At 65.2% G+C, this 14310-nt stretch carries 13 protein-coding genes; 12 read left to right on the top strand and 1 reads right to left on the bottom strand.

Translation table 11 applies throughout. The features are described 5' to 3' along the window. The first annotated feature begins 110 nt into the window (after window positions 1-110). The 5 genes from E5CHR_RS18840 (at window position 111) to E5CHR_RS18820 (ending at window position 6102) form a co-directional block, all read left to right on the top strand. The gene (locus E5CHR_RS18840; protein ID WP_162583794.1) at window positions 111-3365 is read left to right on the top strand and encodes a UvrD-helicase domain-containing protein; all 3255 of its coding nucleotides are present in this window, start codon (window positions 111-113) and stop codon (window positions 3363-3365) included. Continuing rightward, on the top strand, window positions 3362-4681 hold the full coding sequence (locus tag E5CHR_RS18835) for a TIGR03862 family flavoprotein (RefSeq protein ID WP_162581250.1): 1320 nt from the start codon (window positions 3362-3364) through the stop codon (window positions 4679-4681). The genes E5CHR_RS18840 and E5CHR_RS18835 overlap by 4 nt, the downstream gene beginning before the upstream one ends. An 86-nt stretch (window positions 4682-4767) precedes the next feature. Next, on the top strand, window positions 4768-5049 hold the full coding sequence (locus E5CHR_RS18830) for a hypothetical protein (protein WP_162581249.1): 282 nt from the start codon (window positions 4768-4770) through the stop codon (window positions 5047-5049). A 408-nt stretch (window positions 5050-5457) separates the two neighbouring features. Then, complete coding sequence (locus E5CHR_RS18825; protein WP_162581248.1) at window positions 5458-5712, top strand: hypothetical protein; 255 nt, start codon at window positions 5458-5460, stop codon at window positions 5710-5712. Between the two features lie 57 nt (window positions 5713-5769). Beyond that, complete coding sequence (locus E5CHR_RS18820; protein ID WP_162581247.1) at window positions 5770-6102, top strand: MarR family winged helix-turn-helix transcriptional regulator; 333 nt, start codon at window positions 5770-5772, stop codon at window positions 6100-6102. A 28-nt stretch (window positions 6103-6130) separates the two neighbouring features. On the opposite strand, the gene E5CHR_RS18815 is transcribed toward E5CHR_RS18820, so the two are convergent. Then, window positions 6131-6520: a hypothetical protein gene (locus E5CHR_RS18815; RefSeq protein ID WP_162581246.1), complete on the bottom strand. Its 390-nt coding sequence runs from the start codon at window positions 6518-6520 to the stop codon at window positions 6131-6133. A gap of 504 nt (window positions 6521-7024) precedes the next feature. On the opposite strand from E5CHR_RS18815, the gene E5CHR_RS18810 reads away from it, so the two are divergent. From E5CHR_RS18810 to E5CHR_RS18780, 7 genes are all read left to right on the top strand, one after another. After that, on the top strand, window positions 7025-7516 hold the full coding sequence (locus E5CHR_RS18810; RefSeq protein WP_162581245.1) for a hypothetical protein: 492 nt from the start codon (window positions 7025-7027) through the stop codon (window positions 7514-7516). A 372-nt stretch (window positions 7517-7888) separates the two neighbouring features. Then, on the top strand, window positions 7889-8473 hold the full coding sequence (locus tag E5CHR_RS18805) for a recombinase family protein (protein WP_162581244.1): 585 nt from the start codon (window positions 7889-7891) through the stop codon (window positions 8471-8473). A 948-nt stretch (window positions 8474-9421) separates the two neighbouring features. Beyond that, the gene (locus E5CHR_RS18800; protein ID WP_162581243.1) at window positions 9422-9718 is read left to right on the top strand and encodes a hypothetical protein; all 297 of its coding nucleotides are present in this window, start codon (window positions 9422-9424) and stop codon (window positions 9716-9718) included. Then, the gene (locus tag E5CHR_RS18795; RefSeq protein WP_162581242.1) at window positions 9715-12045 is read left to right on the top strand and encodes a hypothetical protein; all 2331 of its coding nucleotides are present in this window, start codon (window positions 9715-9717) and stop codon (window positions 12043-12045) included. The genes E5CHR_RS18800 and E5CHR_RS18795 overlap by 4 nt, the downstream gene beginning before the upstream one ends. 116 nt (window positions 12046-12161) lie before the next feature. Beyond that, complete coding sequence (locus E5CHR_RS18790) at window positions 12162-12449, top strand: hypothetical protein (RefSeq protein WP_162581241.1); 288 nt, start codon at window positions 12162-12164, stop codon at window positions 12447-12449. Then, on the top strand, window positions 12446-13264 hold the full coding sequence (locus E5CHR_RS18785) for an antA/AntB antirepressor family protein (RefSeq protein ID WP_162581240.1): 819 nt from the start codon (window positions 12446-12448) through the stop codon (window positions 13262-13264). Before E5CHR_RS18790 ends, E5CHR_RS18785 begins: the two co-directional genes overlap by 4 nt. Before the next feature lie 264 nt (window positions 13265-13528). Further along, on the top strand, window positions 13529-14305 hold the full coding sequence (locus E5CHR_RS18780; RefSeq protein WP_162581239.1) for a hypothetical protein: 777 nt from the start codon (window positions 13529-13531) through the stop codon (window positions 14303-14305). The last annotated feature ends 5 nt before the right edge of the window (window positions 14306-14310 follow it).

Below are 14310 nucleotides of genomic sequence, written 5' to 3'. Positions count from 1 at the left end.
GGTTGTGCCGCAAGGACTTCTGGAGCGACGCGCCTTCGCCGACCGTTGCTGCCGCCATGCCAGCTGCGCCGCCCGCCCCATCGCCCGCTCCCGACCCGAATCCAATGGCGCTGAAGGCCGCGGCCTACGAACACAACGGCGCCACCGTCCAGCGCGAGCGCTTCTACGCCATCGCCTGCGACCCGCGCCGCTCGGTGGCGGTGGAGGCCTGCGCGGGTGCGGGCAAGACCTGGATGCTGGTCTCGCGCATCCTTCGTGCCCTGTTGGAAGAAGGCGAGGGTGCCTGCGCGCCGCATGAAATCCTCGCCATCACCTTCACCAAGAAAGCCGCTGGCGAGATGCGCGAACGGCTGGACCAGTGGCTGGAGGCCTTCGCAGCCCAGCCCGTGGAGGCGCTGGTGCCCGAGCTCGTGATGCGCGGCATGGACCGCGCATCTGCGGAAGCCCGTGCGCCGCGGCTGCAGGGCCTCTACCGCGAGCTCCTCGCCGGCGGCCGGCCGGTCCAGTTCCGCACCTTCCACGCCTGGTTCGCGGGGCTGCTGCGCAGCGCACCCGTGGCGGTGCTCGCGCGCCTCGAGCTGCCGGCCAACTACCAGTTGCTCGAGGATGATGCCGAGGCGCGCGCGCGGGTCTGGCGTCCCTTCTTCGCGGCCGTGGCCGACGATCCCGAAGCCTCCGCCGACTACCGCGCGCTGGTCGCCGACTACGGCCGGTCGCAGGCCGCCAAGGCGCTCGACGAGGCGCTGACACGGCGCATCGAGTTCGTGCTCGCCGATGCCCATGGTGCAGTCGGCGATGCTGTCGTTCCGATGGGCGAGCTGTACCCGGCCTTCGCCAGAGCCGAAACGCCCGAAGACTGGCTGCTGCACGATCCGGCCTGCCGCGCGGCCCTGCTCGCAGCCGCACGTGCGTTGGGCCGCGCCAGCGCGCCGACCTTCTCGCAGAAGGGCGTGAAGCTGGAGCATGCCGTCGCCAAGGGGCGGGTTGCAGGCGTGCTCGACGCACTGCTCACGCAGAAGGGAGAGCCGCGCAAGTTCAGCGACAAGCTTGCCGGCGTGGAAGACGTGCGTGCCGCCCAGCTCCACGTGCAGCAGTACTGCGAGGCGCATGCCCAGCACTCGGCCTGGCTTTACCAGCAGCGCATGGCGCGGCTGACCCGCCTCTTGATCCGTTGCTTTGCGCAGGTCAAGGCGGCGCACGGCTGGGTCGACATGAACGACGTCGAGCAGGCGGCGCACCTCCTGCTGGGCGATCCGGAGCTGTGGGGCTGGGTGCAGGAGCGGCTCGATGCGCGCGTGCGGCATCTGCTCATCGACGAATTCCAGGACACCAATCCCCTGCAATGGCAGGCGCTGCACGGCTGGCTGGGCAGCTATGCGGGTGCGGGCGGGCGGCGGCCGGGCGTGTTCATCGTGGGCGACCCGAAGCAGAGCATCTATCGCTTTCGGCGCGCCGAGCCGCAAGTGTTCATAGCCGCCAAGCAGTTCGTCAAGGAAGGTCTTGACGGAGACCTGCTCAATTGCGACCACACCCATCGCAACGCGCCAGCGGTGGTGGGCCTGGTCAACGCCGTCATGGGCGATGCACAGCGCGCGGGCGAGTTCGGCGGGTTCCGGGACCACACCACCGAATCGCGTGCAGCAGGCCGGGTGCGCAAGCTGGCGCCCATCCCGCGCGACGCGATCGCACCGAAGGAGCAGGGGCGCGCGATGGACGACGAAGGCATGCTGCTCTGGCGCGACAGCCTGGCCACGCCGCGCGTGCTGCCCGAGGAAAAGCTGCTGCAGAAGGAATGCGAGCAGGCCGCGCGCTGGATCGCGGGGCGCATCGCCCAAGGCCTCGCGCCTGCCCGGATCATGGTGCTGGCGCGCCGCCGCAGCCGGCTTGCCGTCCTGCAGGATGAGTTGCGCAAGCTGCACATCGCGGTCCAGCAGCCCGAGAAGAACGAGCTGCACGATGCGCCCGAGGTGCAGGACATGGTGGCGCTGCTCGATGCGCTGGTCTCGCCGGACCACGACCTCTCGCTGGCGCGCGCGCTGCGCTCACCGCTGTTCGGTCTCGGCGACGATGCACTGGTCCAGCTGGCGCTGCGCAAGCGCGAGCTTGGCGCCAGCTGGCTGGAGCTGCTGCAGGCACCGGACCTCGCGCCGCCGCTTGCGGGCATCGGGCCCCGGCTGCGCCGGTGGCAACGCTGGCTCGCCGATTGGCCGCCGCACGATGCGCTGAGCGCGATCTATCACGACGCCGATGTGCTCGGCCGTTTCGCGGCCAGCGCGCCTGCAGCGCTGCGCGCAGGCGTGGTCGGCAATCTGCGCGGACTCATGGCCGCGTCGCTCGAGCTCGACGGTGCGCGCTTCGCCACCCCCTATGCCTTTGTGCGGGCGCTGCGCCGCGGCGGCGTCCGCGCGCCATCGGTCGCTGCGGCAGATGCCGTGCAGCTGCTGACCGTGCACGGCGCCAAGGGCCTGGAGGCCGACCTGGTCCTGATGCTGGACACCGATGCCCCTGCGCAGCGCGCCCAGACGATGGGCGTGCTCGTCAAGTGGCCAGGCCAGGCCGCGGCGCCGGAGCGTTTCGTGTTCGTCGCGAGCGAGAAGAGCCCGCCCGCCTGCACCACCAGCGACATGGCCGAGGAACAGGCCGCGCGGCACCGCGAGGAAATCAACGGACTCTACGTCGCCATGACGCGCGCACGCGGCGAACTGGTGCTGTCATCGGTGGCAGCGACGCGGCCTGATGGCCGCAGCTGGTGGGCGCGCCTGGAGGCGCTTTGCGAACCCATCGACACGGCATTGGTCACTGCCGGGGCGCCGGATGCCAATGCGTCCCCGGCACTCGAAGTCTTCGGCGTGCTCCAGCTGCCTGTGCCGCCGACCCTGGCCCGCACGGCCGCCCGCGTCGCGCCGAGGAGCGCCGACTCGCACGCCTCGGCTCTTGGCCAGGCGATGCACCGCCTGCTCGAATGGGCGCAGCCCGGCGCGCCCCCTGCACCGGCACATATTCGCGCTGCCGGGCGCGAGTTCGGGCTGGACGCCGCCACCGCAGGGGTCGCTGCCACGATGGCGCAGCGCATCCGCGAAGGCGCGGGCGCCTGGGCCTGGGATGCCGAAGCGCTGGCCTGGCATGGGAACGAAGTCACGCTGGTGCACGGCGGCGAGGTCCTGCGCATCGACCGCCTGGTACGGCATCGTGCGAGCAATACCTGGTGGGTGCTCGACTACAAGTCGGCCGCCCGTCCCGAACACGATTCGGCGCTGATCGCGCAGATGCGGCGCTACCGCGAAGCCGTGCAGGAGGCCTGCCCCGGGGAGACCGTGCGCGCGGCCTTTCTCACGGGCCGGGGCGAACTGGTGGCCGTCGCATGAGCCGCACGGCCGCTCCGAAGGAGAACAGCATCGCAGCCAAAGGTGAAGGTACTTCAGTGAGCGGCGGTCACGTGAAGATCGCCGTGGTCGGCGGTGGTCCCGCCGGGCTGATGGCCGCCGACGTGCTGAGCGCCCAGGGCCTGCCCGTGCATGTCTATGACGCCATGCCCTCGGCCGGACGCAAGTTCCTGCTGGCGGGACGCGGCGGCCTGAATCTCACGCATTCCGAGCCTTTCGAGCGCTTTGCCAGCCGCTTCGGCGAGCGTCGCGCGCAGATCGAGCCGCTGCTGCAGGTCTTCGGGCCGGAGGCTCTGCGCGACTGGGTTCACGGCCTCGGCGTCCAGACTTTCGTCGGCAGTTCGGGCCGCGTGTTTCCCACCGACATGAAGGCGGCGCCGCTGTTGCGCGCCTGGATGCACCGGCTGCGGGAGCGCGGCGTGAGCTTCCACATGCGCCATCGCTGGCTCGGCTGGTCCGATGCAGACACGGTTCCGCACCGGCTGCGCTTCGCCACGCCCGCCGGCGACCTCGAACTGAGCGCCGAGGCCACCGTGCTGGCGCTCGGCGGCGCCAGTTGGTCGCGCCTGGGCTCCGACGGCGCCTGGGTCCCCTGGCTGGCCGGGCGCGGCGTGGAGGTGGCGCCGCTGGTGCCGGCCAACTGCGGGTTCGACATCGGATGGACGCCGTACTTCGCAGAGCGCTTTGCCGGCGTGCCCTTCAAGTCCGTGGCGATCTCCTTCATCGACGCCCGGGACCGGCGCTTTGCGCGCAAGGGAGAGTTCGTCGCAACCGCGACCGGCATCGAAGGCAGCCTGATCTATGCGGCGTCCTCGCTGCTGCGCGACGAAATCGCAGCCGGGGGCAGCGCCACGCTCTGGCTCGACCTGCTGCCCGACCGCAGCGCCGAGCAGGTGCGCGCTGCCGTGCTGCATCCCCGCGGCGCGCGCTCGGTGGCCAGCCACCTGAAGAGCCGGCTCGGCCTCGACGGCATCAAGACGGCGGTGCTGCACGAGGTGCTCACGCGAGATGAGATGCTGGAGCCCGAAAAGCTGGCACGGACCATCAAGGCGCTGCCGCTGCGGCTGGTCGCGCCGCGGCCGATCGACGAGGCGATCAGCAGCGCCGGCGGCGTGCGTTTCGAGGCACTCGGCGCCGACCTGATGAGCAGGGCGATGCCCGGCCTTTTCTGTGCCGGCGAGATGCTCGACTGGGAGGCGCCGACCGGCGGCTATCTGCTGACAGCCTCCATGGCAAGCGGCGTGGTCGCTGCCCGGGGCGTCCTGCAGTTCCTGGCGCTCGGCGCTCCCGAATCATGAAATTGCATACTTCTGGCTGAAGTGCATTTGTTTGCGAGGCCGCAGACAATCGCGGGCTGCCCTGAGGCGGCCCCCCCCCCATCTCCATGCATCCGCACGTCGACATCAAGAAGATCCGAGACAGGTATTTCAACTACAGCGTGAGCACCGGCAACGCCGACGAGCGTTACGTGCGCCAGGGCTTGCGGTCGATTGCAGAATGCCTGCACGACGCCGCCACGGCCCTCGGCCACCACTTCCCGGTTGCGGCCATCAGCTACGAGGGGCGGGCGCTAGGCTGCTATCACGTGGCGAACATGGAGCACAAGACGCTGGCGCTGGCGCACACGCTTGTGGCCAAGCTGGAGCGATTCGAGGCTGCGACCTGAAGCGCTTGCGGGCGAGAAAAAAAGCCGGGTTCGAACACGCGGCTTTTTGGAATGAGGTTGACGAGCCTTACCGCCGCCATCGGTTCCCGAAAAGTCAATGAAATCAATAACTTACAGAGAATGACACGCGGCTGGGTTCTACAGTTTGGTTGCACAGCCGCGACCATCGTAGCAGGGTCGCAAAGGAGTGGGGAGGGGGTCGTTTCGATGGCGAGATGGTCGCGGAAACGAGATGGGTGAGGTAAGGCTGAGAGCGGGGTGCATCACTGTTCCTCGCTTCAAATTCAACTCTATCACAGCACTTTTCTAGGCGTGATTCCGCGTATAGAAACCGCGAGTTTTCATGGCGATCATTCGGCCCGTCGCGTCACCTCGACGTGCCCCCGAAACCTCCCCAGAAAGCACCTCATGGCATTCGATCCGTTCCCCGAAACCTTCATCCTCGAAGCCGACCTCGATCCCCACGGCGCCGTTCTGCTGGCGGGCGCTGCGCGCTCCTTTGAACACGATGACCCCGATTGGTGGAGCACGTGCATCGTTCCGTGTGCTGAGACCTTCCGAGCCGTGGAGTCCTTCGGCGGCCCCGACGGTGAAGCCTGTGAGTCCGGCGAAGCGGCGTGCTGGCTGCTTCTGTGCATGCGTGAGGAACTGCGGTTCTGCTGAGGCGTGGAAGGCACGCCCATGGCCTTGACATGTTCGCCGCTCACCGAAGCCACTTCCTTGAACATCGGTCTGATGAGCTATGAGCGAGTGACCTCCGAGATGCGCAAGGCTGCGCCGGGCATCACCGCCGAGCAGATTCAGACCTTCATTGCGGTCGTGCGAAGTGGCCGGTGCTCGCAGACCGAGATCAGCAAGATCACCGGTTTCACAAGGCAAGCCACGTCCCGGCATGTCGCCAAGTTGGTACGGGCGGGACTCCTCGCCCAGCATGCGGACCCTGAGAGCGGCAGGCGCCGAGTGGTTCGGCTCACGGCACGCGGAAGACTCATTCCGGCAACGCTCGGCGGCCTCTCAGGAAGGGTAGCAAGGGGATCTTCAACAGCATCGTGAGGCCCTTCGGGTGGGCCCCTGAAGTCGCCTACGCGCGATTCATCTGAGCGGCTTCGACGATTGCCCTTGATCTAGCTCGTCTCCAAGCAGGCAAACAAGCAAGCACTGTCGCAGCGACGAGCGCACCGCTAGCAACGAGGCCGATCCAGAAGTTTGCCCACGAGCCAGTCGGCATCACCGGCTCCAACTTCGCCAGGAGTTGAAGCAAGAAGGACACGACGAGAAAGCCCGCTCCGTATCGGAAGTCGGCTTTTTGCTGCCCAAGCTCTGCTACTTGTTGTTGGCCTCCGTCGTAAAACGAACTGCCGATGATGCGCAGCGATTCGTCGCTCATCGCCAAAACGCCGTAGCTGAATGCCCCTCCGCTGGCCAAGCCGAAGAACAAGCCGGTGAAGTCAAGGAACTGGGCGATGGTCATAGTCCTCCAAGTCATTTTGCTTTTGGATCACAAGTTCGAGCGCCCATTCAAGCAAATCCGGGCGCGAAGTTCCCCCCTTGGGGTACCCCTGAGGCCCCCTCAGGGCACCGTACTGACACCTTGCCGTCCCCAGCAACGCGACACGTGAGGGAGCCAGAGGTCAGTCTTCCATGCACGCCGGGTACTGCGCCTCCAGGCCACACGCGGGGCACCGGCAGTACACCGAGGGGTTGAACTGAAAGCGGGCCTCGTGGCGGTGTCGCTCGGGGGCGGCATGGTGCGCAGTGTCGTCCGACTCGATGAGTCCTAAGGTGCCGCAGCGCGGGCATGAGCTGGCAGCCAAGGCAGCTTTATGGTTGAAGTCTGCTGCGAACATTACAAAGGTGCTTGTGCGGGCTGAACACCCACACGGAGCGCTAGATGGGCCAAGAGGCGAAGAAACGCGGAACCAGAACTCAACGCGTAGACCGCGAACTCCTCCGTTGGAGGCGCAAGGTTGTCCACTTGACCATGCCTGTACTCGTGCATGCCGTGGACCCATTGGGCCATGCCTTCGAACATTCCTTCCCAGACTCGCCGTTCAACCGCATCCCCGCCGGCGACCACAAGGTACTGGTCCCGAAGTTGATTCCGACACAGATTCTCGTGGAGGTTACGTGCCGTTGGGTTCAGCTGCTTGGCGACGACTTCGAGCGCCTCAAACATGGACCGAACGGCTGGCTTCGTGTCTGGGGGATGACGGTCGAGGTGCTGAAACGCAGCCTCATAGCAGCTCCGAGCAACGGCCAACACCGGGTCGTTAAGGACGGCCAGTGTCGCGGCCCGCATCCCCTCGAACACCTCATCGACCGCATAGTGAATGACACCCTGTTCGTCAATGCGGAAGCCAATGTGCTCCTCTGCAAGAGCACGTTCCACGAAAGTGCGGTAAATCTCGGCACGCCGAGCGCCAGCCTGTCGTTGCAAAACCTGGAACGTGATAGTGATCGCGGTTAGCACCTCCTCCATGGGGCTTCGCTGGTAGAACTCGTCCCACAGCACGCCCCACTGGCCGACCCGCACCGCGACGCCCGCCTCCGCTCGAAGTCGCTGCCTCACCTCGGCCCTTGGCCCGTCGCCTTCGGGGAACGCTGCGCCAATCCGAATGCGAAAGCGCGGGCTGTCGCCTCGCGGAGCAGCACGCTCCATGTACCGGTAGATGAAGAGAGGGTGGTCTGTTGCCATGTTTGCATCGTATAGCCTTCGGGGTCGTCCGAAATCGACCGGTTCCGTACAGCCCTGACAACACTGTCCATAAATTAGCTTGACGATCTTTCGGACATGCTCCATGATTCGGACTACGTTTTCGTACATCAGGAGCTTGTCCCCATGTCCCGAGTCTTTGCCTACTGCCGCGTCTCTACCGCCGACCAGACCACCGACAACCAAGTGCAGGAGATCGCTGCGGCCGGCTTCACGGTCACCCCTCAGCGCACCATCACGGAGACCGTCTCGGGGTCCGTAGCGGCCTCGGAGCGGGTCGGTTTCGGGAGGCTCCTCGACAAGCTTGAGGCGGGGGATGTCCTAGTGGTCACCAAGTTGGACCGCCTCGGGCGCAACGCGATGGACGTGAGGGCGACCGTAGAGGCGCTCACGGGCCTCGGCGTTCGCGTGCACTGCCTCGCCCTCGGCGGGGTGGACCTCACCAGCCCGGCCGGCAAGATGACCATGGCTGTGATCGCCGCCGTGGCGGAGTTCGAGCGTGATTTGCTGATCGAGCGGACCCAGGCGGGACTCGCTCGGGCGAAGTCGGAAGGGAAGACTCTCGGGCGCCCTCAGGCTTTGCAGGGGCGGGCGATGGATGATGTGCGTGAGCGGCTTGTGAAGGGCGAGCCAGTCGCGTCCATCGCCCGTGCCCACAACACCAGTCGGCAAACCATCATGCGCATTCGGGATGCGATGGCGCCGGCCTGACTCCCGGCAACGGAAACCTAAACGAGCCCCGCAAGGGGCTCTCTTCATTTTGGGGGCCACCCGAAGCGACGCGGCCTCAGGAGCTTGTCCAGGTCTCTCAGGAGCAGCGTAGCGGACCCGACAAGGGGCCGCACAGGGTCCAGTGTGTTGGGGCTCCGAGGGGCTTCAGCGACGCGGCTTTAGATTAATACGTTGACTAGGTAGGAGACGCCCCAGCCCGGGCCGAGGCGCGGCTGTCCGCTACCGAATACCCCCTGATTATGAAGGTCCTGCGGGCTCGATCCGCTTTGATTCACCCACCGACTAAGTGAACCCGTGGTTCAAGCGATTTCCCCCCTCAATGGGAGAGCCCCAGGACCCGCGCGATTACCCCCTTGATTAGGAAAGGACTACGCTCGACCACCAGCCGGAGACACTTCCGGCAACCATACGACCACCTTACACACCTCCGCACATTCGCTGCGCAGGCACCCCATCCAAGTTCCCCGGACATGCGTTCGCCCCGCGGGATAAGACCTCAGCCCTTCCGGCTGTGGAAGGATTTTTGGGGAGTAAGAGGGGCAGAGGCGAAGCCTCCCTAAAGGGTTCCTGAAGGTGCATCTCAGAGATGCCTTCGGCATGAGGAGACCAAGGAAGAACATCTTCATCCTGATGCTCTTGGAGATGCCCATGAAGATGACCTGTTGAGGCCCTCTGAAGCCATCTCTATGGGGCTCCAACAGGTGGGCCTTCATGGCGCCCCTGAGTACGGGATGCATTCATGGTCTCACCCAATCAACGATGCCCCTCCGGCGTTCTATCGCGAGCAACTTGATGCCCGTTCCGGCCATCTCTCTGTGACTCCAAGTTGCTGCCGATAGGTCGCCCTCAGCGTCCTTGTCCCGAGCCCCCATGCCTCACGGCGTGCGGGGCTTTTTCCTCGTCCCCCCACTACTCATGAGCTTGTATATGGCACAGCATTCCTCGCGTGTAATCCGCGCCTACTCCCTTCCCGTCCCCCTGTTCGATCACATCAAGGCCCTCCAGCGGAGCCTCCAGCATGCGGCCGATATCGAAGCCGGCACGCCTGCCCGAGAAGGTGACGCCCACTGGATCGACAACAGCCGAGCCCTCGCGCACCTTGTGCAGCACCACTTCCTTTTCTCCGTGGCAGCCGGTCAAGCTGGCATGCAGCCGGCCGACTTTGCCGCCGCCCTCTATCTAGGCAACCTGAAGGCGGTTGAGGCTGACGAGGTGCAGCGATGAGCCGCGTCCAGGTCAGTGACCAATTCGGAGGGCAGCAACTCCAGACGCAAGCCCGCCCGGTGGCCGCTACGGAGCAAGCTGCGGCGCCCGAGCAAGAGACCCGATGGAAGGGCCTTGCGGACGCCTTCGCGCAAGGTGCTGGCCTCGCCGACACGATCCGTCAGCAGGCCGAGGTGGACGAGAAAGCCGCGGCAAAGCGGTGGGCTCAGTCGATGACCGTAGGGGAACTCGGCAAGGCCATCCAGGAGGGCAAGATGCTCCCCTCGCAGAGCCCCGTCTTCGTCGGAACGGCACAGCACATATGGGGGGTGAACTCCCATGAAGCCGGCATGCGCGACATCACGTCGAAGCTGACGAAGGGCGAGCTGAAGTTCAACTCCCCGGAGGAGGCGGACCAATACCTCACCGAGTGGCGCAACACCACGTTGGCCGGGCAGAGCGACTACGCCAAGGCCGGGTTCGATAAGGCGTATGCGCAGACCCGCGACAAGGTGATGGATCAGGTGTCCAAGATCAACGATGGCGTGTGGGTCGAGAACGCCAAGGCGCAGGGCACGGACTTCCTGGCGAACGGCCTGAACGCGGTCTCCTCGGCCGACTTCAAGGGGACCCCTCAGGAGGCCGCTGCGCAGCTCATGCAGCAGTACCAACTGATGCGCCACACGAAGACGCTGCCCGACGCCACGGCGAAGGCCGCGATGGGTGAGATGGTTGTCCGCATGGCCGCGTCCGGCCGCAAGGACATCCTCGACGCATTCCTCGATACCGACATGGAGGGCATCGGCAAGGTCCGTGGCTTCCTCGGCGAGACGAAGGCGCTCACCTACTCGAACCATGCCAAGACGGTGTTCGACGGGCAGCAGCGCAAGCGTGTGGATGATGAGGTCCTGCCCTTCTACCGGGACGCCGACAACGGCGCCCTGAGCGCCGAGAAGTTCACCGCGTGGCACACCGACCCGCGCAACAAGGACTTCATCTCCGCGGCAACCGTTCACTCCATCGAGCGGGCCAACTTGGCGGCAATCGCACGTCAGCAGAACGAGCTGTTCAAGTCGCAAGTAGCGGGTGCCGTTCAGGCGTCCCAAACGGAAGCCGAGCGGAAGATCGAAGCGGCCCTCGTGAGCGGCCAACTGCCGACCGTGATGGGCACCAACAAGCCGCAAGTGCTCGACAAGCATGGCGAGCCCAAGGACATGACCGACAAGGACGTGCAGGACCTCGCCGAGAAGATCGCCGTGAGGCGCACCCAAGGGCTCCCCTTCGAGCAACAGGTGGGCTTCTTCGCACAGAACGGCCTGAAGAATCCGAACTGGGAAAACACGATCCAAGCCGCCTTCTTCAACCTCAACACCATCGGGGTGGACTCCAACGGGAAGCCGCGGGGGACCCTGAACGATGCCGGCAAGGCGGGCCTGGAGCTGTTCAAGCAATTGAACCTCTATGGGGACTACGCCAAGACCCTGATGCCAGAGAAGCAGTCCAACCGCTTCGACAACATCGCGTTCCTTACCAAGATGGGCCGCAGCGTGGACGATGCCGCAGGGCTCGCCACCGCCGTGGACATGCCCGTGGTCGAAGGCTCGGACGTGGACAAGCTGGTGAAGGGCGTGCGCTCGCAAGTGGGCAAGCTCCAGTCCGACCCGTTCTATAAGTTCGGCTGGGCGCAGCGCATGTGGGGTGACAACACGGTGGCGAATACCGCGCAGATGACCGGCACCCTGCGCCGCTACTCGGAGCTGCTCGCGCACAGTGGTCAGTACCCCGATGCGACGAGCGCCATCGAGGCATCGTTCAAGTACCTTGCTCACCCCGAGGTGACTGCAAAGGTGAACGGCACTGTGTACCTCCGCACTGAGATGCCCAACGGCCCTCCCTCCAAGACGCAGGACGAATGGTTCGAGCGGTTCATTAACGAGGTCCCGAAGGCCCGCGCCAAGGAACTCTACGGAAAGCCCCAGGAGGTGCGCCTCGAATGGAACCCCGCATCGAGTGCCTATCAGGCATACGTGGGCGTCATGCCCATGACGAACGCCGACCACTCCCTGGCTGTCTACACGAAGGAAAACATCCAGAAGTGGTACGCGACGAAGGAACAGGCTGACGTGCTGGAGGCCGTGTCGAAGCGACCCGAGGTCAAGCAAAAGGCTGACGACGAGAAGCGCCACGCGACGAAGAGGGCCCAGACGGCGAAGACGGTGACCACCATCGAGAACGTCAAGGAGGCCCTCACGCCTCGCGCTCCCGGCCCGCTGCCGAAGATCGACTTTACCGGGATCACCAGTCCCGATCGCAACGCCCGCCCGGGGCAGCCTCAGCGAAGCCCGTAGCGGCCTCCTGGCGTCGTCATTCGGCGCGACACGTTGCAACCCTCACGAAGCCCCGCTTGGCGTCTCTATGGCGTCCTGCGGGGCTTCTTCTTTTTTCCCAACCCATCCCCATTCAAATGCAAGAACACATTCCGCCGTCCACCTCGAACGTCAGCGAGGAAGTCCTCATCGTCCGTTCGATCACGTTCCGCAACAGCACCTTCGGGGGCCTCAAGACCTACATCCGCGAGCACGAGCACAAGACCGGCGAGCGCCTCACCAATGCCGCGGCCGTGGACCGCATCCTGCGGGCGCACTTGGTCTATCACATCACCCGCCGAGCGGCGCACGAGATGATGACCCTAGGGAGGCCCACGGGTGCCCTGGCGCTGCGGACCCTCGACGACCAGAAGGGGGCAGCATGAGCACCCGCGACGGCCGCTCTCTCGTCAGCACCGTCAACACGGTGCCCACCTCCACAATGCTGACCCTCGGGTTCATCCCCTCGCAGGCTGCGCGGATCATTCGGGTTCGCCGCGTGCTTCCCTTGGTCGATGATCGCAGGGCGCCATGTCTCGACGCTCGCAAGTTGTGGGAGCGCATCGGCAAGCCGCACGGACGGTTCGACAAATGGGCCGATCGCCTCATTCGTCCGCTCATGGACCAGCCGGATTTAAGTGCCCAGATTTGGGCAGTAAAGGTCGCCGCCCGTGGGACGCCCCGCATCGACTACAAGCTGAGCCGAAACGTCGCGGCGCATCTTGCAATGATGGTGACCACGCCCGAGGGCGCCGACATCCGGGACTATTTCCTCGACATGGAGGACCTCGCGCAGCGCCTCACGGAGCACCTCGGGGTTCGCGTTACGGCCATCGTGGAGACCGACAGAGAGGTGACCCATATGATGCGCAGGAGGGCGGGCGACGATGCCAAGGCGCGGCGCATTCCCAAGGCCGCAGTTCTCTCCGCAGCCACGGAGCGCGAGAAGCGCCTCAAGGACACCGTGTGTCTCGTCCTTACGGGGTACCGCACAAGGTGGTGGCGGGAGACCTTCGGGCGCCGTGTGCGGGATGTTCTCGATACCTCAGATGCTGCCCTCTATGCCAAGTGCTACGAATCGGCACTCGCTGCCATCGGATCGGGCGTTGTCAAGAACCCGGATGCCCTGGTGCGGTTCCTCACGCCGACCTATGGCGGGAAGGTGCGGCCGCAGAAGTACCGGGTGAGGGAGGCCACGTAGTAGTCCCGCCCAGGGCCTATGACGATGCTAGGAGGCGCGTGCGCTACAGGGGAAGGGGCGGGGTGCATGGCCCCTCGCTAACACCCCTGAGCACGCGCCAGCAATTTCATACCCACGGGTAGAAGTTCCGATGCCTGCCTTGTCTTAATTTCACATTGTGATATGTCTCTGAGAGTATCTGTCGGACCCCCTCAGGGGCTCCAGCACCTCGCTACCCGAGCCCCACAGCGGAGGCCCGATCCACGCCTCCACATACACTGCGCTATGAGCAGCGACATTGCCTACACGCACGTCATCATTGATTGGAACTTCACCCCCGCCGACTTCTTTGAGGGGCCTCTAACGGTGACCCGTGAGGGCTATACAGTTTCTCTCGCAGACGGAAAGGTGGAGGCGCGAATCGACGGAGCGATGTTTGCGGCCCGCGGGGGTATGGGCGAGCAGATTCAAGCGGAGCTTGAAGGTCGGTTTCGGGCTGCGCAGTTGCTGCGGCACGAGACGTACGCCCTTTCAAGGGGGGCTACCATCAAGGTGCGGCCGAACGGAACTCGCGACATCGCTATTGAACTCCAGCCGGTCGCCTGCAAGATTGCGGGTGGCACGGTGGGCATCCTCATCACCGATCCTGAAGGCAAGGTGGTGTACGACTCCGAGCAACTCCGTCGCGAGGAAGATCGCGCCTTGGTTGATCGCGTAGGTGCCCACTTAGCGGACTCCGTACTGGTCACCATACTCAAGAGCTACGGTGCGGCCGTCCGAGACCCCGATAACGAACTCGTGTATCTGTACGAAATACGCGATGCGCTTTCCACCCTCTTCGGTGGGGACCGAGAAGCAAGAACAGCGCTCGGGACGTCGGCTGCCGAGTGGAGGCGCTTCGGCCAGTTATGCAACGCGGAGCCCCTGAGACAGGGACGGCATCGCGGAAAGACGCTCGGCGCCTTGCGAGATGCCACAGAGGGGGAACTGGTGGAGGCCCGAACCTTGGGAAAACAGTTGCTGGAGGGCTATCTCGCCGTGCTCGATGGAAAGGGCGCATAAGGGCC

It is taken from the genome of Variovorax sp. PBS-H4 (assembly GCF_901827205.1).
Taxonomy (GTDB): domain Bacteria; phylum Pseudomonadota; class Gammaproteobacteria; order Burkholderiales; family Burkholderiaceae_C; genus Variovorax.
The sequence above is the reverse complement of the archived record's forward strand: the minus strand, read 5'-3'. Positions and strand labels throughout refer to the sequence as shown.

Coding starts and splice junctions, on each gene's coding strand:
- E5CHR_RS18815 (WP_162581246.1), bottom strand. CDS start 6,520: ATGACCATCGCCCAGTTCCTTGACTTCACCGGCTTGTTCTTCGGCTTG.
- E5CHR_RS18800 (WP_162581243.1), top strand. CDS start 9,422: ATGGCACAGCATTCCTCGCGTGTAATCCGCGCCTACTCCCTTCCCGTC.
- E5CHR_RS18795 (WP_162581242.1), top strand. CDS start 9,715: ATGAGCCGCGTCCAGGTCAGTGACCAATTCGGAGGGCAGCAACTCCAG.
- E5CHR_RS18835 (WP_162581250.1), top strand. CDS start 3,362: ATGAGCCGCACGGCCGCTCCGAAGGAGAACAGCATCGCAGCCAAAGGT.
- E5CHR_RS18785 (WP_162581240.1), top strand. CDS start 12,446: ATGAGCACCCGCGACGGCCGCTCTCTCGTCAGCACCGTCAACACGGTG.
- E5CHR_RS18830 (WP_162581249.1), top strand. CDS start 4,768: ATGCATCCGCACGTCGACATCAAGAAGATCCGAGACAGGTATTTCAAC.
- E5CHR_RS18805 (WP_162581244.1), top strand. CDS start 7,889: ATGTCCCGAGTCTTTGCCTACTGCCGCGTCTCTACCGCCGACCAGACC.
- E5CHR_RS18790 (WP_162581241.1), top strand. CDS start 12,162: ATGCAAGAACACATTCCGCCGTCCACCTCGAACGTCAGCGAGGAAGTC.
- E5CHR_RS18780 (WP_162581239.1), top strand. CDS start 13,529: ATGAGCAGCGACATTGCCTACACGCACGTCATCATTGATTGGAACTTC.
- E5CHR_RS18825 (WP_162581248.1), top strand. CDS start 5,458: ATGGCATTCGATCCGTTCCCCGAAACCTTCATCCTCGAAGCCGACCTC.